This is a genomic window from Streptomyces sp. NPDC026062 (genome assembly GCF_055568375.1).
Genome location: NZ_JBVHOQ010000010.1, coordinates 52,749 through 78,002 on the forward strand (window position 1 = coordinate 52,749; position 25,254 = coordinate 78,002).

21 protein-coding genes are annotated in these 25,254 nt (G+C 71.0%); 9 read left to right on the forward strand and 12 right to left on the reverse strand.

What is annotated here, in order from left to right; translation table 11 throughout:
• Window positions 1–220 precede the first annotated feature (220 nt).
• Both ACZ4LX_RS11455 and glgB read left to right on the forward strand, forming a co-directional pair.
• On the forward strand, window positions 221–1,609 hold the full coding sequence (locus tag ACZ4LX_RS11455; RefSeq protein WP_467642904.1) for a maltokinase N-terminal cap-like domain-containing protein: 1,389 nt from the start codon (window positions 221–223) through the stop codon (window positions 1,607–1,609).
• 84 nt (window positions 1,610–1,693) lie between these two features.
• Window positions 1,694–4,183 (forward strand): 1,4-alpha-glucan branching enzyme, encoded by a 2,490-nt coding sequence (gene glgB, locus ACZ4LX_RS11460; RefSeq protein WP_467642902.1) that lies wholly within the window; start codon window positions 1,694–1,696, stop codon window positions 4,181–4,183.
• A gap of 140 nt (window positions 4,184–4,323) precedes the next feature.
• Here glgB and trxA read toward each other — a convergent pair whose 3' ends face one another.
• The 3 genes from trxA to ACZ4LX_RS11475 all read right to left on the reverse strand — a co-directional run bounded on the left by trxA (window position 4,324) and on the right by ACZ4LX_RS11475 (window position 6,550).
• Window positions 4,324–4,668 (reverse strand): thioredoxin, encoded by a 345-nt coding sequence (trxA, locus tag ACZ4LX_RS11465; RefSeq protein WP_467642899.1) that lies wholly within the window; start codon window positions 4,666–4,668, stop codon window positions 4,324–4,326.
• Complete coding sequence (locus ACZ4LX_RS11470; protein ID WP_467642896.1) at window positions 4,665–5,081, reverse strand: MerR family transcriptional regulator; 417 nt, start codon at window positions 5,079–5,081, stop codon at window positions 4,665–4,667. Before ACZ4LX_RS11470 ends, trxA begins: the two co-directional genes overlap by 4 nt.
• Before the next feature lie 107 nt (window positions 5,082–5,188).
• Window positions 5,189–6,550, reverse strand: coding sequence for a cation:dicarboxylate symporter family transporter (locus ACZ4LX_RS11475; protein WP_467642893.1), 1,362 nt, complete (start codon window positions 6,548–6,550; stop codon window positions 5,189–5,191).
• 189 nt (window positions 6,551–6,739) lie between these two features.
• Here ACZ4LX_RS11475 and ACZ4LX_RS11480 point away from each other — a divergent pair, with 189 nt between their 5' ends.
• The 3 genes from ACZ4LX_RS11480 to ACZ4LX_RS11490 all read left to right on the forward strand — a co-directional run bounded on the left by ACZ4LX_RS11480 (window position 6,740) and on the right by ACZ4LX_RS11490 (window position 10,024).
• Window positions 6,740–8,542 carry a sensor histidine kinase gene (locus ACZ4LX_RS11480; RefSeq protein WP_467642890.1) on the forward strand — a complete coding sequence of 601 codons (1,803 nt, stop codon included), beginning with the start codon at window positions 6,740–6,742 and terminating at the stop codon, window positions 8,540–8,542.
• Window positions 8,539–9,222: a response regulator gene (locus tag ACZ4LX_RS11485; RefSeq protein ID WP_467642888.1), complete on the forward strand. Its 684-nt coding sequence runs from the start codon at window positions 8,539–8,541 to the stop codon at window positions 9,220–9,222. The genes ACZ4LX_RS11480 and ACZ4LX_RS11485 overlap by 4 nt, the downstream gene beginning before the upstream one ends.
• Window positions 9,223–9,400: 178 nt before the next feature.
• The gene (locus ACZ4LX_RS11490; RefSeq protein ID WP_467643032.1) at window positions 9,401–10,024 is read left to right on the forward strand and encodes a helix-turn-helix domain-containing protein; all 624 of its coding nucleotides are present in this window, start codon (window positions 9,401–9,403) and stop codon (window positions 10,022–10,024) included.
• A 76-nt stretch (window positions 10,025–10,100) separates the two neighbouring features.
• On the opposite strand, the gene ACZ4LX_RS11495 is transcribed toward ACZ4LX_RS11490, so the two are convergent.
• Both ACZ4LX_RS11495 and ACZ4LX_RS11500 read right to left on the reverse strand, forming a co-directional pair.
• Window positions 10,101–10,811: a DUF6193 family natural product biosynthesis protein gene (locus tag ACZ4LX_RS11495; RefSeq protein ID WP_467642885.1), complete on the reverse strand. Its 711-nt coding sequence runs from the start codon at window positions 10,809–10,811 to the stop codon at window positions 10,101–10,103.
• 146 nt (window positions 10,812–10,957) lie between these two features.
• Entirely contained in the window at window positions 10,958–11,983 is a 1,026-nt protein-coding gene (locus ACZ4LX_RS11500) for an ATP-dependent 6-phosphofructokinase (RefSeq protein ID WP_467642882.1), read from the reverse strand.
• Between the two features lie 291 nt (window positions 11,984–12,274).
• Between ACZ4LX_RS11500 and pta the strand changes: the two genes are divergently transcribed.
• The 3 genes from pta (at window position 12,275) to pyk (ending at window position 17,123) form a co-directional block, all read left to right on the forward strand.
• Complete coding sequence (gene pta / locus ACZ4LX_RS11505) at window positions 12,275–14,386, forward strand: phosphate acetyltransferase (protein ID WP_467642879.1); 2,112 nt, start codon at window positions 12,275–12,277, stop codon at window positions 14,384–14,386.
• On the forward strand, window positions 14,383–15,618 hold the full coding sequence (locus ACZ4LX_RS11510; RefSeq protein WP_467642876.1) for an acetate kinase: 1,236 nt from the start codon (window positions 14,383–14,385) through the stop codon (window positions 15,616–15,618). The genes pta and ACZ4LX_RS11510 overlap by 4 nt, the downstream gene beginning before the upstream one ends.
• A gap of 74 nt (window positions 15,619–15,692) precedes the next feature.
• Entirely contained in the window at window positions 15,693–17,123 is a 1,431-nt protein-coding gene (gene pyk, locus ACZ4LX_RS11515) for a pyruvate kinase (RefSeq protein WP_467642873.1), read from the forward strand.
• Between the two features lie 130 nt (window positions 17,124–17,253).
• Here pyk and ACZ4LX_RS11520 read toward each other — a convergent pair whose 3' ends face one another.
• The 4 genes from ACZ4LX_RS11520 to ACZ4LX_RS11535 all read right to left on the reverse strand — a co-directional run bounded on the left by ACZ4LX_RS11520 (window position 17,254) and on the right by ACZ4LX_RS11535 (window position 21,511).
• Complete coding sequence (locus tag ACZ4LX_RS11520; protein WP_467643030.1) at window positions 17,254–18,585, reverse strand: hypothetical protein; 1,332 nt, start codon at window positions 18,583–18,585, stop codon at window positions 17,254–17,256.
• Window positions 18,575–19,171 (reverse strand): DUF6114 domain-containing protein, encoded by a 597-nt coding sequence (locus ACZ4LX_RS11525; RefSeq protein ID WP_467642870.1) that lies wholly within the window; start codon window positions 19,169–19,171, stop codon window positions 18,575–18,577. The genes ACZ4LX_RS11520 and ACZ4LX_RS11525 overlap by 11 nt, the downstream gene beginning before the upstream one ends.
• 94 nt (window positions 19,172–19,265) lie before the next feature.
• Window positions 19,266–19,922, reverse strand: coding sequence for a DUF6230 family protein (locus ACZ4LX_RS11530; protein ID WP_467642868.1), 657 nt, complete (start codon window positions 19,920–19,922; stop codon window positions 19,266–19,268).
• Window positions 19,923–20,533: 611 nt separating this feature from the next.
• Window positions 20,534–21,511: a tetratricopeptide repeat protein gene (locus ACZ4LX_RS11535; RefSeq protein ID WP_467721152.1), complete on the reverse strand. Its 978-nt coding sequence runs from the start codon at window positions 21,509–21,511 to the stop codon at window positions 20,534–20,536.
• A gap of 318 nt (window positions 21,512–21,829) precedes the next feature.
• Here ACZ4LX_RS11535 and ACZ4LX_RS11540 point away from each other — a divergent pair, with 318 nt between their 5' ends.
• Window positions 21,830–22,453 (forward strand): TetR/AcrR family transcriptional regulator, encoded by a 624-nt coding sequence (locus ACZ4LX_RS11540; protein WP_467642865.1) that lies wholly within the window; start codon window positions 21,830–21,832, stop codon window positions 22,451–22,453.
• 103 nt (window positions 22,454–22,556) lie between these two features.
• Here the strand turns inward: ACZ4LX_RS11540 and ACZ4LX_RS11545 are convergent, their stop codons facing one another.
• The 3 genes from ACZ4LX_RS11545 to ACZ4LX_RS11555 all read right to left on the reverse strand — a co-directional run bounded on the left by ACZ4LX_RS11545 (window position 22,557) and on the right by ACZ4LX_RS11555 (window position 25,254).
• The gene (locus tag ACZ4LX_RS11545; RefSeq protein WP_467642862.1) at window positions 22,557–24,257 is read right to left on the reverse strand and encodes an acyl-CoA mutase large subunit family protein; all 1,701 of its coding nucleotides are present in this window, start codon (window positions 24,255–24,257) and stop codon (window positions 22,557–22,559) included.
• 75 nt (window positions 24,258–24,332) lie between these two features.
• Window positions 24,333–24,668, reverse strand: coding sequence for a DUF3817 domain-containing protein (locus tag ACZ4LX_RS11550; protein WP_467642860.1), 336 nt, complete (start codon window positions 24,666–24,668; stop codon window positions 24,333–24,335).
• A 76-nt stretch (window positions 24,669–24,744) separates the two neighbouring features.
• The gene (locus ACZ4LX_RS11555; RefSeq protein WP_467642857.1) at window positions 24,745–25,254 is read right to left on the reverse strand and encodes a MarR family winged helix-turn-helix transcriptional regulator; all 510 of its coding nucleotides are present in this window, start codon (window positions 25,252–25,254) and stop codon (window positions 24,745–24,747) included.

Below are 25,254 nucleotides of genomic sequence, written 5' to 3' on the forward strand. Positions count from 1 at the left end.
GCACCTGCGGGGCGGTTTCCGCCGCCCCGCATGGGGCACCATTCCCCGCATATCGATCCCTTCCATAGCCTTCCTGGATCTTCCTGGCGTTTCGATCACTCCGAGTCGAGTCCGTACGGACCATCCTGACCCGACACGTCCCGCACAGCCGGACAGCCAAAGCCGCAATCCGGGACACTCTTCGCATCCTGTGGTGTGCCCGGGGAAAGGACGCGATGCCATGTCGGAGGCTGCATCCGCTCAGGTCACCCTGGCGAACAGCACAGCCCTGCTCCCGTCTCTCGGACCGCTGCTGCACGAGTGGCTGCCCAGGCAGCGGTGGTTCGCGGGCAAGGGGCGGCCCATCACCGCCTTCTCACTCGTCTCGGCCACCGAAATACTGCCGGTGGAATCCGCCGGTGCCGGTCCGGGCCTCCTCCACCTCCTGGTGCGGGCCCATCAGCCCACGATGCCGGCCCAGCCGCCTCCGGACTGCTACCAGTTGCTGCTCGGGGTGCGCTCCGCGCTGCCTCCGCTCCTGGTGCCGGCCCTCATCGGGCGGGTGCCGGACGGACCGCTGGCCGGCCGCACCGTCTACGACGGCCTGCACGATCCGCGCCTCGCCGCCCTGCTGCTGGAGCGGCTGCGCAGACCCGGCGGACTCGGCGGGCTGCGTTTCGGCCGGGGGGCCGAGCCGATCCCCGACGGCCTGCCCCCCCGGGTGCTGGACACCGAGCAGTCCAACTCCTCGCTCGTGTACGGCGATTCCTACATCCTCAAGATCTTCCGCCGGGTCTTCCCCGGCACCAATCCCGATCTGGAACTGCCGCTCGCACTCGCCCGCGAAGGCTGCCGGCGCGTCCCCGCGCCGGTCGCCTGGTTCGAGGCGGCCGGATCCGAACGTCTCACGCTCGGCGTGCTCCAGCCGTACCTGCGGGGCGCCCAGGACGGCTGGCAGCTCGCGCTGGGCGCGCTGGCGACGGAGAACGACTTCACCCATGAGGCCCACGCCCTGGGCCGGGCCACCGCCGAGGTGCACACCGCGCTCGCCTCGGCCCTGCCCACACCGTCCCTGCACCGCTCCCAAACCGATCAGCTGGCCGCCGCCATGGTGCGGCGGCTGGAGGCGGCCGCCCACGCAGTGCCGGAACTGGTGCCGTACGTCCCCGGACTGCGCGCCGCCTTCGACGCCGTGACGGCCCCGGGCCGCCGGGGACGGGGCTGGACCGCCCAGCGGGTGCACGGCGATCTCCACCTCGGCCAGACGCTTCGCGGCACCGACGGTTTCTGGTCCCTGATCGACTTCGAGGGCGAACCGGCCCGCCCGCTCCCGGAGCGCCGCAGCCCGCAGCCACCGGTGCGCGATGTCGCGGGCATGCTCCGCTCCTTCGACTACGCGGCCCGCTCGCACCGGCCCTGGAACGCCGCATGGGCGGCGCGCTGCCGGAGCGCCTACTGCGACGGATACGCGCGGGCCGCGGGCGTCGACCCCCGCGACGAGCCGGAACTGCTGCGCGCCCACGAGACGGACAAGGCGGTCTACGAGGTGCTGTACGAGGCGCGCCACCGCCCCGACTGGCTGCCGGTCCCGATGGCCGCGATCCACCGCCTGGCCGCCGACGCCGACTGACGCGGCGCTCCCTCTCCCGGCCCCGCTCCCGCCCCGCCCAGCCCCGCCCGTTCACGTACCCACACCTCCGAGGAGGCTGTCCCTGTGACCGCCCGCAAGCCGTCCCGCAACGCGCCCGACCCCGCCCCGCCCGCCACCGAAGCCCCCCCGGCCGCCACTCCCGTCGCCGCCGCTCCCCTTCCCACCGCCCCCGTCGCCGCTGCCCCCGCCACCGTCACCCCCCTCGCCGCCGAGCACACGGACGCCGACTCCGGCCCGGCCACCGGGACCCTGGTACCGGGGGAGGCACCGCCCGCCACAGCCACAGCCGCTCCCGCACCGGCCAAGCGGGCGAAGCGGACAGCGGCCCCGCCGCGGCCCCGCCGCGCGGGCGGGCAGGGGGTCCGCCCCGCCCACCCGCTCGGCGACGCGGACCGGGCGCGGCTCCTGTCGGGTGAGCACCACGCCCCGCACGAACTGCTCGGCGCCCACCAGATCCGCGGCGGGATCACCTTCCGGGTGCTGCGCCCCTTCGCCCGCTCGGTCACCGTCCTCGCCAAGGGGCTGCGCGCCCAACTGCTGGACGACGGCGACGGGTTCTTCTCCGGACTGCTGCCGATGCCCGCGGTCCCGGAGTACCGGCTCCTGGTGACGTACGACGACAACGAGATCGAGATCCACGACCCGTACCGCTTCCTGCCCGCGCTCGGCGATCTCGATCTGCATCTGATCGGTGAGGGCCGGCACGAGGAGCTGTGGACCGCTCTCGGCTCCCGGGTGATGGAACACCAGGGCGTCACAGGGACCCGGTTCACCGTATGGGCGCCCAACGCCCGAGGGGTCCGCGTCTCCGGGGACTTCAACTACTGGGACGGCACCGGCTTCCCGATGCGTTCGCTCGGCTCCACCGGGGTGTGGGAGCTGTTCCTGCCGGCGATCGGGGAAGGGGCGCTGTACAAGTTCGACGTCTGCCGCCCGGACGGCTCGCACACGCTGCGCGCCGACCCGATGGCCCGCCACACCGAGGTCCCGCCCTCCAACGCCTCGGTCGTGACGGCCTCGCACCACGTCTGGCAGGACCAGGAGTGGATGGCCCACCGCGGGGACGTCCCCGCGCACGAGGCCCCCTTCTCGGTCTACGAGGTGCACCTGGCCTCCTGGCGCCCCGGCCTCACCTATCGGCAGCTCGCCGAGCAACTACCCGCCTACGTGCGGGACCTCGGCTTCACACATGTGGAGCTGATGCCGGTCTCCGAGCACCCCTTCGGCGGCTCGTGGGGCTACCAGGTCACCGGCTTCTACGCCCCGACGTCCCGGATGGGCTCGCCCGACGACTTCCGCTTCCTCGTCGACGCGCTGCACGGGGCCGGGATCGGCGTCATCGTCGACTGGGTGCCCGCCCACTTCCCGCGCGACGACTGGGCGCTCGCCGAATTCGACGGCCGCCCGCTGTACGAGCACTCGGATCCACAACGGGCCGCGCACCCGGACTGGGGCACGCTCGAATTCGACTACGGCCGCACCGAGGTACGCAACTTCCTCGTCTCCAACGCCACTTACTGGTGCGAGGAGTTCCACATCGACGGACTGCGGGTCGACGCGGTCGCCTCGATGCTCTACCTCGACTACTCGCGCGAGGACGGGGAGTGGTCACCGAACGAGCACGGCGGCCGGGAGAACCCGGACGCGGTCGCCTTCCTCCAGGAGATGAACGCGACCGTCTACCGGCGCAACCCCGGTGTCGTCACCATCGCGGAGGAGTCCACCGCCTGGGACGGCGTCACCCGCGCGACCCACCATGTGGGCCCCGGCGGATTCGGGGGTCTCGGCTTCGGGCTGAAGTGGAACATGGGCTGGATGCACGACTCGCTGGAGTACGTGTCGAAGGAGCCGGTGCACCGCAAGTACCACCACAACGAGATGACCTTCTCGATGGTGTACGCGTACAGCGAGAACTACGTACTGCCGATCTCGCACGACGAGGTCGTGCACGGCAAGCGGTCGCTCGTCAGCAAGATGCCCGGGGACTGGTGGCAGCAGCGCGCCAACCACCGCGCCTACCTCGGCTTCATGTGGGCCCACCCCGGCAAGCAACTCCTCTTCATGGGGCAGGAGTTCGCTCAGGGCGCGGAGTGGTCCGAGGGACACGGCCCGGACTGGTGGCTGCTCGACCCGTCGTACGCGGCGGAGAGCGACCACCGGGGCGTACGGACTCTGGTGAGCGATCTGAACACGGTGTACGGGGCGACACCGGCACTCTGGCAGCGCGACACCGTCCCGGAGGGCTTCGGCTGGATCGACGGCGGCGCCGCGGAGGACAACGCCTTCGCGTTCGTCCGGTACGACGCGGCCGGATCACCGCTGATCGCCGTCTCCCACTTCTCCCCGGTGGTGCGCCACGACTACCGCATCGGGGTGCCGGACGGGCCGGGGGCCTGGGCGGAGGTCCTGAACACGGACGGACTGCGGTACGGCGGCAGCGACGTACGCAACACGGAGCCGCTGAAACCGGAGGCGGTGGCGGCGCACGGCAGGGACACCAGCATCACGCTGACGCTCCCGCCGCTCGCGACGGTGTGGCTGCGGCCGGCCTGACCGTCACGGTCCGGCCCGGCCCGGCCCGTACGCCGGGCCGGGCCGGAGGGGACAGGACCGGAGGGGGCTGCGGACAGAGGTGCCACCACGGTGTTCGACAAGAACCCCGCGAACCCCGGCCGGTCGCCCCCTCCCCCGCGTCAGACCGCCGTCGGGAGCACCCCCTCCAGCTCCTGGAGCAGCCGGCGCTTCGGCCGGGCTCCCACCATCGCCCGCACCGGTTCGCCGTCCCGGAAGACCATCAGGGTCGGCATCGACAGCACGGCGTAGCGGCTCGCGATCTCCGGGTTCTCGTCCACGTCGATCTGCACCACCTTGAGCCGGCCGGCCTCCTCGCGTGCGAGGGCACCGAGCACCGGGGCGAGCTGGCGGCAGGGGCCGCACCAGTCGGCGGTGAATTCGACCAGGACCGGCAGACCGGCCGCCAGGACCTCGGCGTCGAACGTCGTGTCGGTGACCTCGGCGACACCTTCTGCGTGGATCATCCCTCGTCCTCCCAGTTCAGTTCACATCGTGGTTCGGGGCCGCCCGACAGCTCGGCCGACGCCTCCAGTTCGGCGCGGGCCAGCTGGGCTCCCACCTCCGCCCGTACGGAGCGCAATTGGCCGATGAGCGCGTCCAGCTCGGCGAGCTTGCGGCGGTAGACGGCCAGCGACGCCGGACAGGCGTCACCCGCCGGATGACCGGCGCGCAGGCAGTCGACGAAGGGCCGGGTCTCCTCCAGGTCGAACCCGAAGTCCTGAAGGGTCCTGATCTGCTGGATCAGCCGCAGGTCGCCCTCGTCGTAGGTGCGATAGCCGTTCTCCGCACGGCGTGCGGGCAGCAGGCCCCGTGACTCGTAGTACCTCAGCGTCCGTGTGGTCGTCCCGGCGCGTTCGGCCAGTTCCCCGATTCGCATGCCTGGACGGTAATCCTTGACGTCGGCGTCAAGGCAAGGGCGGCCGGACGGGCACACACGGATGCGGCCGGCACGGGATTCCCGTACCGGCCGCATCGGCGAACGCGCTACACCTTCGTGAGCGAGGGCTGTTCCTCGCCGCCGCCCCTCGCCTCGGGGACGTACGGCTCGGCGGGCCCCTCGTCGGTGATCATCTTCTCGTCGAACGGGAGCGATCCGGAGAGGACCCGGCCCACCCGCTCCTTGTCGATCTCCTTGGTCCAGGTGCCGACGAGCACCGTGGCCACGGCGTTGCCGGCGAAGTTCGTCAGCGCGCGGGCCTCGCTCATGAAGCGGTCGATGCCGACGATCAGGCCGACCCCGTCCACCAGCTCGGGCCGGTGCGACTGGAGGCCGCCCGCGAGGGTGGCCAGTCCGGCGCCGGTGACGCCCGCCGCGCCCTTCGAGGCGATCACCATGAAGGCCAGCAGCGAGATCTGCTCACCGATGCTCAGCGGGTCGCCCGTCGCGTTGGCGATGAAGAGCGAGGCCATCGTGAGGTAGATCGCGGTGCCGTCGAGGTTGAACGAGTAGCCGGTCGGCACGGTGATGCCGACGACGGGCTTGCTGACGCCCATGTGCTCCATCTTCGCGATCAGCCGGGGCAGGGCCGACTCGGACGAGGAGGTGGAGAGGATGAGCAGGAACTCCCGGCCCAGGTACTTCAGCAGGGAGAAGATGTTCACCCCGGCCACCAGACGCAGGATCGCGCCCAGGATCACGAACACGAAGAGCGCGCAGGTGATGTAGAAGCCGATCATGATGACCGCGAGGGACTTGAGCGCGTTCACTCCGGTCTCGCCGACCACCGCGGCCATGGCGCCGAACGCGCCGACCGGGGCCGCCCACATGATCATGGCGAGGATGCGGAAGACCAGGCGCTGGATGTGGCCGATGCCGCGCAGGACCGGCTCGCCGGCCGAGCCCAGGGCCTGGAGCGCGAAGCCCGCGAGCAGGGCGATGAGCAGGGTCTGAAGGACCTCGCCCGCGGTGAAGGCCGACACGATGGTGGTGGGGATGATGCCGAGCAGGAAGTCCGCGGTGGACTCGCTGTCCCCCGCCTGCGCCTCACCCGCGGCGCGGGTCGCCTCGGTGAGGTGGAGGCTGGATCCGGGCTCCAGGATGTTGCCGACGACCAGGCCGATGGCCAGGGCGACGGTCGACATCACCAGGAAGTAGCCCAGGGCCAGACCGCCGACGGCCCCGACCTTGGCGGCCTTGCGTACGGAGCCGACCCCCAGCACGATCGTGCAGAAGATGATCGGCGAGATCATCATCTTGATGAGGTTGACGAAGCCGGTTCCGATCGGCTTGAGCTCGACGGCCGTGTCCGGTGCGACGAGCCCGACCAGGATGCCGAGCCCCACCGCCGCGATCACGGCGAGATACAGATATTTCGTACGGTCCCGCTTGGCGGCGGCCACTCCCACGGGGGTCTCCTCGGCTCGTTCTTGTCCCTCCCCCGTCCCTGGGGGCCCCGGCGACTATCCCGCTCCCTGTGATGCCGGTCACCCTTGCGTGCATTTCGTTCATATGTTTTCGGCCATGGCCGGTCCTGCGGCCCGGGGGCGCGCCCCCGGCCCCGACCGGCCGGAGGGGCCCCAGGGCAGACTGTGGACATGCGCTTCCCCCTCCCCCGCACCCGTCCGCGCAGCCTGGCGGGCCAGCTCTTCGCCATGCAGGTGGTGCTGGTCGCGGCCGTGGTGGCGGGGTGCGCGTTCTTCGCGTACGTCTCCGGCAGCGGCCAGGCCAAGGAGACGGCGGCCCGGCAGGTGCGGGCGGCCGCGCTGGCGATCGCCGGTTCGCCGTCGGTGCGGGAGGCGATCCGCACCCCGGACCCGTCGGCCGTGCTCCAGCCGTACGCGGAGCAAGTACGCAAGGACACCGGGATCGCCTTCGTCACCATCATGGATCCGCACCGGGTCCGCTGGACGCACCCGGACACCGGTCAGATCGGCGCGACCTTCCTCGGCCACACCGCACGGGCGCTGCGGGGCGAGACCTTCTCGGAGACGTACACCGGCACGCTCGGCCCCTCGATACGGGTCGTCACGCCGATCCGGGACGGCGACAGGATCGTCGGACTCGTCAGTGCGGGCATCACGGTCGAGCGGGTCTCCTCGCAGGTGCGGGCCCAGCTGCGCGCGCTGGGGCTGGCGGCCGGCGCGGCGCTGGCGCTCGGCGGCCTGGGCACGTACGTGATCAACGCCCGGCTGCGGCGGCACACGCACGGGATGAACGCCGCCGAGCTGAGCCGGCTGCACGACTACCACGAGGCAACGCTGCACGCGGTGCGGGAAGGACTGCTCATGCTCGACGGGCAGCGCAGGATCGCCCTGATCAACGACGCGGGCCGCGAGCTGCTGGGGCTCGCGCCCGGCACGGTCGGCCGCCGGGTCGCCGAACTCGATCTGCCCGCACCGCTGACGGGGGCGCTGCTGGCCTCCGAGGAACGGGTCGACGAGGTGCATCTGACGGCGGACCGGGTGATCGTGGTCAACACCCGGCCGGTGGTGGGAGGGGAACGGCGCGGAACCGTCGTCACCCTGCGCGACCACACGGAACTGTTGGCCCTTTCCGGCGAGTTGGACTCCGAGCGCGGGTTCACCCAGGCGCTGCGCTCGCAGGCCCACGAGGCGGCGAACCGGCTGCACACGGTGGTCTCGCTGATCGAGCTCGGCCGGGAGCAGGAGGCGGTCGGCTTCGCCACGGCGGAGCTGGAGCTGGCCCAGACCCTGACGGACCGTGTCGTCGGCGCGGTCGCCGAACCGGTTCTGGCGGCGCTGCTGCTGGGCAAGGCCGCGCAGGCGAACGAGCGGGGGGTGGAGCTGACGCTGGCGGACGACAGCCTGATCGACGACGGCGCCCTGCCCGCGACGCTGCCGCAGCGCGATCTGGTGACCATCCTCGGCAATCTGATCGACAACGCGATGGACGCGGCTTCGGAGGCGGTGACCGGCACCGGCACCCGCACCGGCTCCGGCCCCGACTCCGACTCCGACGGCGGCGGTGTACCCGCCCGGCGCACGGGCCCGCGCCCGGCCCGCGCCCGGGTCACGGTCACCGCGCTGGCCGGGGACGGGGAGCTCCTGCTGCGCGTCGCCGACAGCGGCTCGGGGATCGAGCCGGGTGACACCGCGGATGTGTTCCGGCGCGGCTGGTCGACGCACGGCGCGGGCCGCGGGCTGGGCCTGGCGCTCGTCCGGCAGGCCACGCACCGCAACGGCGGGGCGGTGGTGCTGGAGCGGGGGCCGGACGGGGGTGCCGAGTTCACGGTGCGGCTGCCACTGCCGTCGCCGGTGCCCGTGACCGTGCCGGTGCCGTCCCCGGTGCCGCCGGTTCCGTCCCCGGTTCCGCCGCCGGTTCCGTCGCAGCAGGGCAGCGGTTCGCGTTCGCGTTCGCGTGAGGAGGGGGCCCGGTGAACGCCGCCATCCAGGTGCTGGTCGTCGAGGACGACCCCGTCGCCGCCGACGCCCACCAGCTGTACGTGGACCGCGTCCCGGGGTTCACCGTGGCGGCCGTCGCACACACCCGCGCCGAGGCGGTCCGCGCCCTGGACCGCGTCCCCGTCGACCTGCTGCTCCTCGATCTGTATCTGCCCGACGGGCACGGACTGCAACTGCTGCGCTCACTGCGCGCCGCCGGGCACGCGGCCGATGTGATCGCGGTGACCTCGGCCCGCGATCTGGCCGTGGTCCGCGAGGGGGTCTCGCTCGGCGTCGTCCAGTACGTACTGAAGCCCTTCACCTTCGCCACGTTGCGCGACCGGCTCGTCCGCTACGCCGATTTCCGTTCCTCGGCCGGTGAGGCGAGCGGCCAGGACGAGGTGGACCGCACACTGGCCACCCTGCGCACCCCGGAGCCCGCCCGTCTGCCCAAGGGCCTCAGCAGCCCGACGCTGGAGGCGGTGACCCGTGTGCTGCGCGCCGCCCCTGACGGTGTGACGGCGGCGGCCGCCGGGCTGGAGCTCGGCATCTCCCGTATCACCGCGCGCCGTTATCTGGAGCATCTGGTGACGGCCGGCCGGGCCGTACGCAGTCCGCAGTATGGACAGATCGGGCGCCCGGAGCTGCACTACAGATGGCTGGCCGAGGGCCGCTGAGCGGTCCTGCGACAGTCGGCGGCAAGGCCCCGCGCAGGCCGTCCGGACGTTCCTACGAGCCGTGTTCCCGTGTGAACACACCGTGGTCACACCACCTCTGACCTCCTACGATGGGGCCGTGCACCCCACCCCGCCCTTCAACGCCCCCGCCGCGCGAAGACTCCGCGAGGCCCTGGGTATGGCCCCCGGTCATGTGGCCTACGGTCTCGGCGCCCAGTACGGCCTCCGGATCAGCGCCGAGACGGTCGCGGCCTGGGAGCGCGGACGCGCTTCCCCGACCTCGTACGAACTCACCGCCCTGGCAGGGGTGTTGTGGTGCTCCCCGGCCGAACTCCTCACCGCCGCCCGGACGCTGCGCGAGCACCGGATCGCCCGGGAGCTGACCGCCGAGGAGCTGGCGGGGCAGCTCGGGATGTCGGCTTCCGCGTATCTGCGGCTGGAGGAATCGGGCAGGTGGCGGGGCAACGAGCGCCAGTCGGCCGCCCTCAGCACGGCGCTGGGGCTCGACGCCGCCGCGTTCGTGACGGTCTGCGGACGCGACGAGGAGCTGGCGGAGCTGCTGCGCAGCGCGGTGAAGACCCGCTGGCAGGCGTACGTCAAGCCGGTGTCGAAGCTCGCACCGGTGGACCGGTCGCTGGTCCAGGGGATGCTGGAGCGGCTTCACTCGGACTACCAGGCACTGATGGCGACCACGCTCGGCTGGAGCAGCACGGGAGCGGAACGGACGGGCGCGAGCGGGGACGCGGGCCGGGCGTTCCTGGCGGGGATCGTGGAGCGGTTCTGGGCGACGGCGGAGGCGTAGGGGCGTCGGACGGCGCCGGCTGTGGCCGCGCGGAGTCCGAGGAACAGCCCCCGCGCGCCGCCCCCGTCCCCCGGCCTCAGCTCGCCGGTCCGAGCCCCTCCGGGAGGGCGGCCACCACGAGAGCGACGGCTTCCTCCGCCGTCTCGGTGCGCGCGACCAGCTCGCCGTGGTTCCGCACCCCGTACAGCCCCTCGTCGTACGGGCAGATGGCGTGGCCGACCCGCGTCCTCGGGGACTCAGCGACGCTGGTGGAGAACCAGAGGCTGAAGTGGCTGTTGACCGGCATCAGCCGACGGAGCGCCGGCTGGGCGTACGCCGCCGCCAGCACCGCATGGGGGCGAGGGTGCCGGTCGTACGGCGGCATGTGGATGCGGTCGAGCTTGGTGCACCACGTCAACTCGACCGCGCCGAGCGGCTCCCGCTCGTGAGCGAGGGCCCAGGGCCTGAAGCGGATGAACGGGGCACCCGCTCCGGTCTCCTCAAGGCCCGCGCCGCCCGTCCACGCGGCTGTCGCCCTGACCACTTCGGCCAGGTCGGCGGTCCACCCACAGGCCAGGCGTGTGCCGTTGTGCTGGAGGTTCACCTGGAAGGCACGATGCTCCTTGCCGGGCGGATACACCATCACACGCCGACCGCTCCCCGCGTCGACGTACTCGGCGAGGCGGCCCCAGTTCCCGTCCGACTCGGGCAGGCCGAGCCCGAGCCCCTCGGCCGTACGCCGCAGCGCGGCCCGGAGCTCCCCGTCATCGCCCCAGCCGCCCTCGCCGAGCCCCACCCCGAAGTCCATCGCACCAGTGTCGCCCAACCGCTCCGGCTCCGGTAACCCCCCTTTGCGATCACCGGATCGCCGCTTCGGCCGTGCCGTCGGCCGACGTGCGGCGCACCACCGTTGAGCGCTGCGCCGCGTCGGCCACCGCAGGTGCCGGTATCGGCTCAGAAGACCGATTCGGCCTCGTGCATCCGGTCCAGGGGGACGGTCTTGAGCTGTGTGACCGCGTGGGCCAGCGGCACCATCTCGATGTCGTTGCCGCGCAGGGCGGTCATGTTCCCGAAGTCGCCCCGGTGCGCCGCCTCCACCGCGTGCCAGCCGAAGCGGGTGGCGAGCACCCTGTCGTACGCGGTGGGCGTGCCGCCGCGCTGGACGTGGCCGAGGATGACCGGGCGGGCCTCCTTGCCGAGGCGGGTCTCCAGCTCGACGGCGAGGCGGTTGCCGATGCCCTGGAAGCGCTCGTGGCCGTACTGGTCGATCTCGCCCTTGGCGTACGGCATGGAGCCCTCGGCCGGGTGCGCGCCCTCGGCGACGCAGATGACCGCGAACTTCTTTCCGCGCGCGAAGCGCTCCTCGACCATCTTGACCAGGTCCTCGACCTGGAACTTCCGTTCGGGCAGGCAGATGCCGTGGGCACCGCCGGCCATGCCGGACTCCAGCGCGATCCAGCCGGCGTGGCGGCCCATCACCTCGACGACCATGACGCGCTGGTGGGACTCCGCGGTGGTCTTCAGACGGTCTATGGCCTCGGTGGCGACGCCCACCGCGGTGTCGAAGCCGAAGGTGCGGTCGGTCGCCGAGATGTCGTTGTCGATGGTCTTCGGGACGCCGACGACGGGCATGCCCGCGTCGGACAGCATCCGGGCGGCGGTGAGGGTGCCCTCGCCGCCGATCGGGATCAGTGCGTCCATGCCGTAACGGCGGCTCAGCTCGGCGCAGTTCTCGGCGGCTTCGCGCAGCCGGTCGCGCTCCAGACGGGCGGAGCCGAGGATGGTGCCGCCCCGGGCGAGGATGCCGCTGACCGCGTTGAGGTCGAGGGGGCGGAAGTGGCCGTCGAGGAGGCCCTTGAACCCGTCCTCGAACCCGATGACCTCGTCCCCGTGCCCCACCACGGCACGGTGCACCACCGAACGGATCACTGCGTTCAGGCCGGGGCAGTCGCCGCCTGCGGTGAGAACTCCGATGCGCATCGTGCTGTATCTCCTGTTCGCTACCGCCGGGCAGGCCCCGGGGCCTGCCCGGATGCCGTACGGGCCACGGGCTACGGCATGCTCCCCCGTACCGTAAGTCGGGACGATTGTCCCACGTCAGGTCCGTACCTCGCGCTTCCGGCTGCTCCGGGGGCGGCCGGAACGGCCGCGGCGGCCGCTGCCTGGGGCTTTCGTCGGCGGGCGGCCCCTCGGTCCCCGCGGGTATCGTCAAACCGGCGATACCCCTCGAACCGGACAGCGTGCCGGACAAGAGTTGACGGGAGAGCACGCGTGACGCGCAGCGTGTACGTGACCGGGATCGACCGGGGAGACGGCCGGCAGGTCGTCGATCTGGGAGTCATGGAACTCCTGACGCGTCAGGTGGACCGGGTCGGGGTCTTCCGGCCCCTGGTCCACGACGATCCGGACCGGCTGTTCGAGCTGCTGCGGGCCCGCTACCGGCTCTCCCAGGACCCCGGCACCGTCTACGGACTCGACTACCACCAGGCCTCCGCGATCCAGGCGGAGCAGGGTACCGACGAACTGGTCTCCCAGCTCGTCGAGCGTTTCCACCGGGTGGCCTCCGCCTACGAGGTGGTCCTCGTCCTCGGCACCGACTTCGCCGCCACCCAGCTCCCCGACGAGCTGGCGCTGAACGCCAGGCTCGCCAACGAGTTCGGCGCCTCGGTGATCGCGGTCGTCGGCGGCCAGGACCAGAACGCGGAGTCGGTGCGGGCCGAGACGCGCAACGCCTGCCGCGCGTACGCCGGACTGGGCTGCGACGTGCTCGCGATGATCGTGAACCGGGTGGCGGCGGCGGACCGCGACGAGATCGCGGAGCGGCTGTCGGCGACGCTTCCGGTGCCGTGCTCGGTGCTGCCCGACGACCCGGCGCTTTCGGCGCCGACGGTCGCGCAGATCACCTCCGCGCTGGGCGGCACCGTGCTGCTCGGTGACGACGCGGGGCTGGCCAGGGACGCGCTGGACTTCGTCTTCGGCGGCGCGATGCTGCCGAATCTGCTGAAGGCGCTGACTCCGGGCTGCATGGTGGTGACCCCCGGGGACCGCTCGGACCTGGTCGTCGGTTCGCTCGCCGCGCACAGCGCGGGCACCCCGCCCATCGCGGGCGTGCTGCTGACGCTGGACGAGCGGCCGGGCGAGGAAATACTCAGGCTGGCCGAACGGCTCGCCCCGGGTACCCCGGTCGTCGCCGTGGCCGACGGCTCCTTCCCCACGGCCGAGAAGCTGTTCGCCCTGGAGGGCAAGCTGAACGCGGCGACGCCCCGCAAGGCGGAGACCGCAATCGGGCTCTTCGAGCGCTATGTCGACACGGCCGCGCTCCTCGACGGGATCTCGGTCGCCCGCAGCGGCCGGGTCACCCCGATGATGTTCGAGCACGAGCTGCTGGAGCAGGCCCGCGCGGACCGGCGCCGGGTGGTACTGCCGGAGGGCACCGAGGAACGGGTGCTGCGCGCGGCCGACGTACTGATGCGGCGCGATGTCTGCGACCTCACCCTGCTGGGCGACCCCGACGTCATCCGCAAGAAGGCCGCGGACCTCGGCATCGACCTGGCCGGCACCCAGCTGATCGACCCGCAGGCCTCCGAGCTGCGCCAGACCTTCGCCGAGCGGTACGCGCAGCTGCGCGCGCACCGCGGGGTGACGGTCGAGCTGGCGTACGACGTCGTCTCGGACGTCAACTACTTCGGCACCCTGATGGTCCAGGAGGGCCTGGCCGACGGCATGGTCTCCGGGGCCGTGCACTCCACGGCGGCGACGATCCGGCCGGCCTTCGAGATCATCAAGACGAAGCAGGGGGACCCCTCCCGGGGCGATGCCTCCGGGGGAGCCTCGATCGTCTCCTCGGTCTTCTTCATGTGCCTCGCCGACAAGGTGCTCGTGTACGGGGACTGCGCGGTCAACCCGGACCCGGACGCCGAGCAGCTCGCGGACATCGCCGTGCAGTCCGCGGTCACCGCCGCCCGCTTCGGCGTGGAGCCCCGGATCGCGATGCTCTCGTACTCGACCGGGACCTCGGGGTCGGGCGCGGACGTCGACAAGGTCCGTCAGGCGACGGACCTGGTGCGCGCGAGCCACCCGGACCTGATGATCGAGGGCCCGATCCAGTACGACGCGGCGGTGGAGCCGAGCGTCGCCGCGACGAAGCTGCCCGGTTCCGAGGTGGCGGGCCAGGCGACGGTCCTGATCTTCCCGGACCTGAACACCGGCAACAACACCTACAAGGCCGTGCAGCGCTCGGCGGGCGCCGTGGCCGTCGGCCCGGTCCTCCAGGGGCTGCGCAAACCCGTCAACGACCTGTCCCGGGGCGCGCTCGTCCAGGACATCGTCAACACCGTGGCCATCACGGCGATCCAGGCCCAGGGCGAGGAGCGACCCGCATGACCGCGTCGGACACCGCAGGAACCACCCCCGGAGCGAGCCGGGTGCTCGTGCTCAACTCCGGCTCCTCCTCCGTGAAGTACCAGCTCCTCGACATGAGCGACCACTCCCGGCTCGCGTCCGGGCTGGTCGAGCGCATCGGCGAGGAGACCTCCCGGCTCGTCCACACCCCGCTGACCGGCGACGCCGAGCCCCGGGAGCGCGTCGGCAGGATCGCCGACCACGACGTGGCGCTCAGGGCCGCCGCCGGGGAACTGGCCGCCGACGGGCTCGGTCTCGACTCCCCCGAACTGGCCGCGATCGGCCACCGCGTGGTGCACGGCGGGCTGCGGTTCACCGAGCCGACCGTGATCACCGACGAGGTGCTGAAGGAGATCGAGCGCCTGGTACCGGTGGCGCCGCTGCACAACCCGGCGAACATCACCGGCATCCGCACCGCCCAGGCGCTGCGCCCCGACCTGCCGCAGGTGGCGGTCTTCGACACCGCGTTCCACACGACGATGCCGGAGTACGCGGCGCGGTACGCGATCGACGTGGAGACGGCCGACGCCCACCGGATCCGCCGCTACGGGTTCCACGGCACCTCGCACGCGTACGTCTCCCGGAAGGCGGCCGAGCTGCTGGGCAGGACGCCCGCGGAGGTCAACGTCATCGTGCTGCACCTGGGCAACGGCGCCTCCGCCTCCGCGGTGGCGGGCGGGCGGTGCGTGGAGACCTCGATGGGACTGACCCCCTTGGAGGGGCTGGTCATGGGTACGCGTTCCGGGGACATCGATCCGGCCGTCACCTTCCACCTCAAGCGGGTGGCGGGCATGTCGGCGGACGAGATCGACGTCCTGCTCAACAAGAGGAGCGGCCTGGTCGGCCTCTGCGGCGACAACGACATGCGGGAGATCAGGCGCCGGGTCGACGAGGGCGACGAGCGGGCGGCGCTCGCCTTCGACATCTACGTGCACCGGCTGAAGAAGTACATCGGCGCCTATACGGCGGTCCTCGGCCGGGTGGACGCCGTGGTGTTCACGGCGGGGGTCGGCGAGAACTCGGCCCCCGTACGCGCGGCCGCCATCGCGGGCCTGGAGGAACTGGGCCTGGCGGTGGACGCGGATCTCAACGCCGTACGGTCCGGCGCGCCCCGGCTGATCTCCCCGGACTACGCACGGGTCGCGGTCGCCGTGGTGCCGACGGACGAAGAGCTGGAGATCGCCGGCCAGACCTTCGCACTGGTCGACAACTGAGCACCCCCGCGCCCCTTTGTATCTTCCACCAGACGGAATATTCCGCAGCGAAACAAACCGATAGGATCCGCCTCATGCGCCGTTCCAAAATCGTCTGCACCCTCGGTCCCGCCGTCGACTCCCATGAGCAGCTCGTCGCTCTGATCGAGGCCGGCATGAGCGTGGCCCGCTTCAACTTCAGTCACGGTTCCCACGCGGAGCACCAGGGTCGTTACGACCGGGTCCGCAAGGCCGCCGCCGAGACCGGCCGGGCGGTCGGCGTGCTCGCCGACCTCCAGGGTCCGAAGATCCGCCTCGCGAAGTTCGCCGAGGGTCCTGTCGAGCTGGTCCGCGGGGACGAGTTCGTCATCACCGCCGAGGACGTCCCCGGGGACAAGTCGATCTGCGGCACGACCTACAAGGGTCTGCCCGGCGACGTCGTCAAGGGCGACCCGATCCTGATCAACGACGGAAACGTCGAGCTGAAGGTCGTCTCCGTGGACGGCCCCCGCGTCCACACCATCGTCATCGAGGGCGGGGTGATCTCCGACCACAAGGGGATCAACCTGCCGGGTGCGGCGGTCAACGTCCCGGCCCTGTCCGAGAAGGACATCGACGACCTGCGCTTCGCCCTGAAGATGGGCTGCGACCTGGTCGCGCTCTCCTTCGTGCGGGACGCGAGCGACGTCAAGGACGTCCACAAGGTCATGGACGAGGAGGGCCGCCGGGTCCCCGTCATCGCCAAGGTCGAGAAGCCGCAGGCCGTCGAGAACATGGAGGGCGTCGTCGCGGCGTTCGACGGTGTGATGGTCGCCCGCGGCGACCTCGCCGTCGAGTACCCGCTGGAGAAGGTCCCGATGGTGCAGAAGCGCCTGGTGGAACTCTGCCGGCGCAACGCCAAGCCGGTGATCGTGGCGACCCAGATGATGGAGTCGATGATCACCAACTCGCGCCCGACCCGCGCCGAGGCCTCCGACGTCGCCAACGCGATCCTGGACGGCGCGGACGCGGTCATGCTGTCCGCCGAGTCCTCGGTGGGCGCGTACCCGATCGAGACGGTCAAGACGATGGCGAAGATCGTCGTCGCGGCCGAGGAGGAGCTGCTCTCCAAGGGCCTCCAGCCGCTGGTGCCGGGCAAGAAGCCGCGCACCCAGGGCGGTTCGGTGGCCCGTGCGGCCTGCGAGATCGCGGACTTCCTGAACGGTGAGGCCCTGGTCGCCTTCACCAAGTCCGGCGACACCGCCCGCCGTCTCTCCCGCTACCGTGCGGCCCAGCCCATCCTGGCCTTCACCACGGACGAGTCGACCCGCAACCAGCTGGCCCTCAGCTGGGGCGTCGAGGCCCATGTGGTCCCGCACGTGGACAACACGGACGCGATGGTGGAGCTGGTCGACGCGGAGCTGCTGAAGCTCAACCGCTACAACGCCGGCGACACGATGGTCATCACGGCCGGTTCGCCTCCCGGTATCCCCGGCACGACCAACATGGTGCGCGTGCACCACGTGGGCGGCCAGGAGCGCGACTGACGGCGCCTGCGGCGGGCCTGGGCCACGAGCCCGCCCGCCACGTCCGCCACGGACATGGCTGTGGGCCGCGCCCCCTCCCGAGGGGACGCGGCCCACAGCCGTTGTGCGGCTCCCGGACGGGCAGGGCGTCTCAGCTGTCCTTGGTGAAGTAGTTCTGCAGACCCGGCACCTTCAGCGTCCCGCCGAACTGGCCCGCCTGCTTCAGCTTCACCTTGGTGAAGAAGGCGAACGGCACGTTCAGCGGCGGCGGTGTCTCCGGGCTGAAGGTGATCGGGATGAGGCCGAAGAGGTTGCCCTTCAGCTCGTCCGTGTACATCGTCACCTCGCCGTCGCGGATGGTGGACGTGGAGCCCTTCCGCGCCTTCACATGGCCCGTCACGCCCGGCTGCGGGCCGACGGTCAGCTGGTGGAGGTCCTTGATGTCGATGGAGGAGGCGGTGAACTTCAGCACCTTCTTCGTGCTGCCGTCGCCCTTCTCCACCTCGACGATGCCCTTGTAGTCCAGCCCGGTCAGGGTGAGCAGCGAACTCTCCAGGACCCACGGCTCGTTCGGGAGACGGGGGATGCCCTGCTCCAGCTCGGCCGCGGCCAGCGCCTTCGGGTCGGCGGTCGGACACGGGAAGGGCTGCTTGGCGCCGTCCGGGATGTCCTCGTCCGCCTTCGGGTCGAGACCCTTGACGTCCTCGTCGAGCTCCTCGACCGGCTTGCCGGCCTTCTCCGCCGCCTCACGGATGGCGTCGCTCGTCCTGTCGGCCGTGTCCTTCGCCGCGTCCTTCGCCGTGTCCGCGGCCTTCTCGACGGGCTTGTCCGCAGCGGTGTCCTCGGTCTCCGCGGTGGCGGACTTCGAGGGCTCCGGCGTGTCCGCGGTGGCGCTCGGGGACGGACTCGCCGTCTCCTTGTCCGGTCCGTCGAAGAAGTCCTTGATCTTGTCGCCCCAGCCCAGCGGGTCGAGCGGGTTCGTCGACTTCGTGGGGGTGGGGGACGGGCTCGCCGTCGCCGCCGGGGTGTCGGCGGCCTTCTTCTCGGCGGTGCCGGCCTTCGCCTCGTCCGCGTCGGTCTTCGCCTCGTCCGTGGCGCTCGCCGACGGGGTGGCCGTGGGCTTCGGGGCCGTCGTCTCGCTCTTGTCCGGTGTGGGCCCGGTGTTGCCGGTGGCCGACGGGGACGGCGTCTTCGACGCCGAGGGCGTGGGCTCCGCCGACTCGCTCGGCTCGTCGGAGCGGGTCACACAGGGACCGGGCGCGAACGGGATGTCCGTGCTGTCGTCGGCCATCGCGAGCTTGGGGGTGAGCCCCATCCCGACGAAGACCGCCGTGGGCATCGCGGCGAGCGCGAACGCCTTCTTGCCCGCGGGCATGTGCAGCTTGGTCAGCAGCGACTTCCTGGGGGCTGCGTGGCGCGGCCCTCTTCGCTCGTCGAGCCCGTCCTCGCCCGAGGCGTTCACCTGCCTGTCGTCACCCCGCACGATGCCTCCCGCCGTCGACCTCAACTGTCGTGTCGTCATACGCCGGCTCCTGCTGCCCGGGGAAACCCGTCCCGTGGAGCGCGGCCTCGGAGTGGGCCGGGGCGGCTTCGTCGTCCTTCGCGAACGGGATGCCCTCCGGGGCGTCCTCACCGGGAGCACCGACCGCCAGTCCCTCCTCGTCCGTCTTCGGCTCGCCCGGGACCCAGGACACGGAGAGCGCGCCACCGATCAGGGCGAACAGGAAGCCGATCAGGAAGCCGCCGATGTTGGCGACGGGTATGGAGATCAGCGCCAGCAGGATCGAGGCGATACCGGCGAACACCCGGACGATGTGGTGGAACCACATCGTCAGACCCAGCGTGATCAGCAGGACCCCGATGATGAGCGATCCGGCGCCCGCGGTGGTGGACATGGCCAGCGTCATGTTGCCGAGATGCATGTTCGCGTAGGGGAAGTACGCGATGGGCACGCCGCCCAGCATGGTGAACAGACCCGCCCAGAACGGCCGGTTACCCCGCCAGGTGCGGAATACCCGCCGGAAGGTGGTGAGGTAGTGCTCGTTCTGCCCTGTGGATTCGGGGCTCATGGAAAACAGCTCCCTGGAACCGGTACTGCTGTGAGAAAGAGAAGGGTGGACGGCCGGGAGCACACGAGGTACCCCCGGCCGCCCGAGTGAGTGCCTAGTAGCACTCGTTGACGCCCTTGGACAGCGACAGCTTCAGACCCGGCAGCTTGAACGTTCCTGCCGTGGTGGCCCACGCCTGCTGCCTGACGTTCGTCAGCTTGGCGACCTCGGCCCGCTGCGAGAACCCGTAGGGGTTGGCCGAAGTGTTGGGCTGAATGCCCGTGCTCTTCGTCTTGCCGTCCGGGAACTCCGTGAGCGAACCGGCGGCGACGCCGATGTCGATGTTCGTGAACTCGGCGTCCGCGCCGAGCGACGAGACATCGAGGTACAGACCCTCGGCGTAGACCTTCTCCTTGCCGGTGCCCGCCTTGAGCTGCAGCGTGACGTTGCCGAGACCGAACGGCAGGTCAGGGGTGACGACCGACTGGCACATGTTCGTGATGGTCGCGTCGTGGAACCCCGACACGGCGACCGGAGCCGCCTGCTTCTCGCCCTTGAGGCTCTTGCCGGTCGCCACACTGCCGTACTGCACGAAGTCATGGCCGACCAGCTCATCCGCGCTGACCTTGAACTCCTGGCCGGACACGCTGAACGACGCGGCGAGCGCGCCCTGTGCCAGACCGACACCCACCGCGGCGGTGGCTATCACGCTCGGCACCATGACGACAGCGAAACGCTTCCATCTCGTGCCACCGCGAACCTGGGAACTCATACTTTTCCTCCTTCTCGGACGTACATCTCCGGCCTGGCATCCTGCCCGACCCGGGATGGGAGAAGTGCTACGTCCTCGGAAAGGAGAGCGCCCGCAAACGGAGCCATGAACCGCGCCCGAATGACCGGCGATCACCCCCGAGCGACAACCACTGGCCACGCGTTCGCGCAACCTGTTTCGGACAGGCCCTGCGGGTCAGCAGGAACCCCCCTGTCCGGAATCGGCGCCACTGCCGCCGACCCACTCGGTGGGGACCCAACAGAGCCGCCGCACCGACTGGCAGCCGGACTGGCGTTATTGGACCGAGCGTGGCCGATCGTGGTCCATTCACGGCCGGGACACAAGGGGGTTCGTTACTCGCTAGTAACGACCCGATAACCGAGCCACGACCGGGCGGCACCGAGCGGCCACGCAGGGTTGCCCCCACTCGCCGGACGAAAGCCACCATTGGCGAGCGAAGCCGGACAGATCACGAAGATCGATTTACTGCGAGTAACAGGGCGTGCTTTTATCAAGATTTGGTAAAGCGGAGGGGGTACGGAACGGTCTCTTGTCGCCGGAACGCGAAAACGGCCGTGACCCCCACCCGGGGCCACGGCCGTGTTGTCAGATCAGAACAAGACGCGCGCGAGCGCGGTGCGCGCGGCACCGACGCGCGGATCGTCGGGGCCGATCACCTCGAAGAGCTCCAGCAGGCGGACCCGGACCCGGTCCCGGTCGTCGCCGGCATTCCGCCGGACCGTCTCGACGAGCCGTCCGAACGCGTCCTCGACATGACCGCCGACCAGATCGAGGTCGGCCGCGGCGATCTGCGCGTCCGCGTCCGCCGGGTTCTCGGCGGCGGCCTTGCGGACCTGCTGCGGGTCCATCTTCTGGACCCGGCCCAGCAGTTCCGCCTGCGCGAGGCCGAGCTTGGCCTCACTGTTGGCCGGGTCGTCGGAGAGGACGTTCTTGTACGCCTGGACGGAGCCGGCGAAGTCATTGGCGTCCAGCGCCCGCGCGGCCGCCTCAAGAAGCGCGTCGTACGGGCCCGCGGGCACCACGGGGGCCTGCGCGGCCGCGTCCGAGGCCACCGCATCCTGGTCGACCACGATGCCGGTGAGCCCGAACCGCTCCTCGCCGACCTGGATCAGCTGGTCCAGGGTCTGCCGGATCTGGGACTCGGGGGCCGCGCCCTGGAAGAGGGGCAGCGCCTGTCCGGCGACGACCGCGAAGACGGCCGGGATGCCCTGGATGCCGAACTGCTGCATCAGCATCTGGTTGGCGTCGACATCGACCTTGGCCAACAGGAAGCGGCCGTTGTACTCGTGGGCCAGGCGCTCCAGGAGCGGACCCAGCTGCTTGCACGGCTCGCACCACTCGGCCCAGAAGTCGATGACGACCGGGACTTCGGCGGAGCGCTGGAGGACGTCGTTCTCGAAGCCCGCCTCGTCGACGTCGATGACGAGGGAGGAAGCGGGTACGGCTGCGGGGCCGCCCTGACGGGCGGACTCGGCGCGGGCCTGCTCCGCCTTGGCCTTGGCCTCACCGGCCGCCTTCACCGCGGCGAGGTCGACGACGCCGCTCATGGACATGTTCCTAGGCTGCATACGTACATCCTCCCCCCTCGGCGCACTGTTCCGGAAAGCGTTCCGGGAACCGCATCCGTCCGCAGCCCCCCGCCGGTGTGCGAGGTGGACGGACAGACACGGTCCGAGGGCCCCTGAAAGACCCGGTTCGGCACCCGGTCCCCACCCGGCGCCTGTGGCTATCACTCATTCGTGGCGTCACGACGGCTGAGCCGTCGTCCTTACGCTACGACCCGTAGCGTAACTGGCCCCCGCCCTCGATGCACAAGAGTGTTCGGTGATCTGTCTCACTGCGAACGGGGTCCGCCGGAACTAGCTACTGGCGGGTATGGTCGCGGGATGCTGAGCCGCAGCCACCCCAAACCCTCACGAACGGGACGTCCGCGCAGTGCCGCGGCCGACGAGGCGATCCTTGAGGCCACCAGAGCCTCGCTGGTCGACCTCGGCTGGTCGAAACTGACGATGGGGGATGTGGCGACGCGCGCGGGGGTCGCCAAGACGACGCTGTACCGGCGCTGGGCGGGCAAGAACGAACTGGTCGTGGACGCCGTGGCGGTGCTCTTCGACGAGCTGGAACTGCCGGACCTGGGCAGCCTGTCCGCCGATGTGCAGTCGGTGGTGGTGCAGTTCGCCGCGCTGCTGGAGCGGCCGGAGACCCGGACCGCGCTGATGGCGGTCGTCGCGGAGTCGACCCGCGACGAGGCGCTGCGGGCCCGGATCCGCGACTCGATCGTGAACCGTCAGAAGCGCCTCGTCCTCCAGGGCCGGCGGCGGGCGCAGGAGCGCGGGGAACTGCCCGTCGAGCAGGACGAGGTCACGGCGGCGCTGACCGCCGACCTCATCTTCGACGTGATCGCCGGCGCGGTACTGCACCGGGTACTGGTCAGCGCCGAGCCCGTCGACGCCGACTGGGCCCGGCGCTTCGCACTGCTGCTGCTCGCGGGGCTGGGCGCGGGCGGATAGCCCTTCCGAGGCGGTGGACCACCACCCGCCTCGGCGCCAACCGCCCGGCCTGCCACCGGGATCCGGCCCCGGTGGCGGAGGCAGGCGGGGCTCCCGCAGGGACTCAGAAGCCCGGCGGCTCCGTGTACGTGCCCCATTCCTCGCGCAGCACCCCGCAGATCTCGCCGAGGGTCGCCTCCGCGCGTACGGCGTCGAGCATGGGCGCGATCATGTTGGAGCCGTCACGGGCGGCGGCCAGCATCGTGTCCAGCGCGGCCTTCACCCGGGCGTCGTCGCGGTCCGCCTTGCGGCCGGCGAGCTCGCGGACCTGCTCGCGCTCGACCTCGTGGCTGACCCGCAGGATCTCCAGGTCGCCGGTGACCGAGCCGTGGGCGACGTTGACGCCGACGACGTGCTTCTCGCCCTTCTCCAGCGACTGCTGGTACCGGAAGGCCGATTCGGCGATCTCACCGGTGAACCAGCCGTCCTCGATGCCGCGCAGGATGCCCGATGTCATCGGCCCGATCGGGTGCTGTCCGTCCGGGTGGGCCCGGGTGCCGCGCTCCCTGATCCGGTCGAAGATCTGCTCGGCCTCCGCCTCGATCCGGTCGGTGAGCTGCTCCACGTACCAGGAGCCGCCCAGCGGGTCGGCCACGTTGGCGACGCCCGTCTCCTCCATCAGCACCTGCTGGGTGCGCAGCGCGATCTCGGCGGCCTGCGCGGAAGGAAGCGCGAGGGTCTCGTCGAGGGCGTTGGTGTGCAGGGAGTTGGTGCCGCCGAGGACGGCGGAGAGCGCCTCGACCGCGGTGCGTACGACGTTGTTGTACGGCTGCTGCGCGGTGAGCGAGACACCGGCGGTCTGGGTGTGGAAGCGGAGCCACTGCGCCTTGTCGGTCTTCGCGCCGTACGTCTCCTTCATCCAGCGGGCCCAGATCCGGCGGGCCGCGCGGAACTTGGCGATCTCCTCGAAGAAGTCGAGGTGCGCGTCGAAGAAGAAGGAGAGCCCGGGGGCGAAGGTGTCGACGTCGAGGCCGCGGGAGAGGCCGAGCTCCACGTAGCCGAAGCCGTCGGCGAGGGTGTAGGCGAGCTCCTGCGCGGCCGTGGCCCCGGCTTCGCGGATGTGGTAGCCGGAGACGGAGAGCGGCTTGTAGGCGGGGATGCCGCGGGCGCAGTGCTCCATCAGATCGCCGATGAGACGCAGATGGGGCTCGGGCTGGAAGAGCCACTCCTTCTGCGCGATGTACTCCTTGAAGATGTCCGTCTGGAGGGTGCCGTTGAGCACCGCCGGGTCGACGCCCTGGCGTTCGGCCGCGACCAGGTACATGCAGAAGACGGGCACGGCCGGGCCGCTGATCGTCATCGACGTGGTGACGTCGCCGAGCGGGATGTCCTTGAAGAGGACCTCCATGTCGGCTGCGGAGTCGATGGCCACCCCGCAGTGGCCGACCTCGCCGAGCGCACGGGGGTCGTCGGAGTCCCGGCCCATCAGCGTGGGCATGTCGAAGGCGACGCTCAGCCCGCCGCCGCCCGCGGCGAGGATCATCTTGTAGCGCTCGTTGGTCTGCTCGGCGTTGCCGAAGCCCGCGAACTGCCGGATGGTCCAGGTGCGGCCCCGGTAGCCGGTCGGGTGGAGCCCGCGGGTGAAGGGGTACTCGCCGGGCCAGCCGATCCGCTCGAAGCCCTCGTACGTGTCCCCGGGCCGGGGGCCGTAGACGGGGTCCACCGGGTCCCCGGAGAGCGTGGTGAAGTCGGCGTCCCGCTTGCGGGCCTTGTCGTAGCGGGCCTGCCAGCGTTGGCGGCCTTCCTCGATCGCGTCAGCGTCCATACCTCTCAATTTACTAGGACGTCCTAGTAAATGTCGATGACAAACCGCCCGGTGCTTCGCACGGGGCGGTCGGGGTCAGACGTTGGCGGCGGCCGCGGGGGCCGTGCCCGCGATCAGCGGCTCGACCTCGCGGACGACCTTGCGCTCCACGAAGAACGCGGCCGTCGGGATGGTGCCGGAGAGCAGCACCCAGGCCAGCTTGCCCATCGGCCACTTCGCCTTGGAGCCGAGATCGAAGGCGAAGATCAGGTAGATGATGTACAGCACGCCGTGGATCTGGGAGACGACCAGGGTCAGTCCCTCACCCTTGTCGAAGCCGTACTTGAAGATCATGCAGACGCAGAGGATCAGCAACATGACGGCGGTGACGTAAGCCATCACCCGATAGCGGGTCAGCACACTGCGTTTCATGCCATCGAGCGTAACCGGACGCCCGGGGCGATCTTGCAGCGGGCCCGGGGCGGGAGCGGACTCCCCCGGCCCCCTCTCAGATCTCCTCGAAGTCCTGGGCGGCGATGCGCAGCGGGCGCAGCAGCGCGAAGATCTCCCCGCACTCCTCGGCGTCGTACGCACCGAGGCCGAACTCCATGGCGACCAGCTCACGGGTGGCGGACTCGACGACCTCGCGGCCCTTGTCGGTGATGGAGGCGAGCGTGCCGCGGCCGTCGTTCGGGTTGGGGCGTTTGTCGACGAGTCCGGAGCGCACCAGCCGGTCGACCGTGTTCGTCACGGAGGTGGGGTGGACCATCAGCCGCTCGCCGATCTTGGACATCGGCAGCTCGCCGGCCTTGGAGAAGGTGAGCAGCACCAGCGCCTCGTACCGCGCGAAGGTCAGTCCGTACGGTTTGACGACCGCGTCGACCTCGGCGAGCAGGATCTGCTGCGCACGCATGATCGAGGTGATCGCCCCCATGGAGGGCACCGGGCCCCAGCGCTGCTGCCAGAGTTCGTCGGCGCGGGCGATGGGATCGAAGGGGAGACTGAGCGGCTTCGGCAC

What these genes read in the sequence shown, in the direction of transcription:
- ACZ4LX_RS11455 (WP_467642904.1), top strand. Translation starts at nt 221, where the DNA reads ATGTCGGAGGCTGCATCCGCTCAGGTCACCCTGGCGAACAGCACAGCC.
- trxA (WP_467642899.1), bottom strand. Translation starts at nt 4,668, where the DNA reads ATGATCCACGCAGAAGGTGTCGCCGAGGTCACCGACACGACGTTCGAC.
- ACZ4LX_RS11470 (WP_467642896.1), bottom strand. Translation starts at nt 5,081, where the DNA reads ATGCGAATCGGGGAACTGGCCGAACGCGCCGGGACGACCACACGGACG.
- ACZ4LX_RS11480 (WP_467642890.1), top strand. Translation starts at nt 6,740, where the DNA reads ATGCGCTTCCCCCTCCCCCGCACCCGTCCGCGCAGCCTGGCGGGCCAG.
- ACZ4LX_RS11490 (WP_467643032.1), top strand. Translation starts at nt 9,401, where the DNA reads ATGGCCCCCGGTCATGTGGCCTACGGTCTCGGCGCCCAGTACGGCCTC.
- ACZ4LX_RS11495 (WP_467642885.1), bottom strand. Translation starts at nt 10,811, where the DNA reads ATGGACTTCGGGGTGGGGCTCGGCGAGGGCGGCTGGGGCGATGACGGG.
- ACZ4LX_RS11500 (WP_467642882.1), bottom strand. Translation starts at nt 11,983, where the DNA reads ATGCGCATCGGAGTTCTCACCGCAGGCGGCGACTGCCCCGGCCTGAAC.
- ACZ4LX_RS11510 (WP_467642876.1), top strand. Translation starts at nt 14,383, where the DNA reads ATGACCGCGTCGGACACCGCAGGAACCACCCCCGGAGCGAGCCGGGTG.
- pyk (WP_467642873.1), top strand. Translation starts at nt 15,693, where the DNA reads ATGCGCCGTTCCAAAATCGTCTGCACCCTCGGTCCCGCCGTCGACTCC.
- ACZ4LX_RS11525 (WP_467642870.1), bottom strand. Translation starts at nt 19,171, where the DNA reads ATGAGCCCCGAATCCACAGGGCAGAACGAGCACTACCTCACCACCTTC.
- ACZ4LX_RS11530 (WP_467642868.1), bottom strand. Translation starts at nt 19,922, where the DNA reads ATGAGTTCCCAGGTTCGCGGTGGCACGAGATGGAAGCGTTTCGCTGTC.
- ACZ4LX_RS11535 (WP_467721152.1), bottom strand. Translation starts at nt 21,511, where the DNA reads ATGCAGCCTAGGAACATGTCCATGAGCGGCGTCGTCGACCTCGCCGCG.
- ACZ4LX_RS11540 (WP_467642865.1), top strand. Translation starts at nt 21,830, where the DNA reads ATGCTGAGCCGCAGCCACCCCAAACCCTCACGAACGGGACGTCCGCGC.
- ACZ4LX_RS11545 (WP_467642862.1), bottom strand. Translation starts at nt 24,257, where the DNA reads ATGGACGCTGACGCGATCGAGGAAGGCCGCCAACGCTGGCAGGCCCGC.
- ACZ4LX_RS11550 (WP_467642860.1), bottom strand. Translation starts at nt 24,668, where the DNA reads ATGAAACGCAGTGTGCTGACCCGCTATCGGGTGATGGCTTACGTCACC.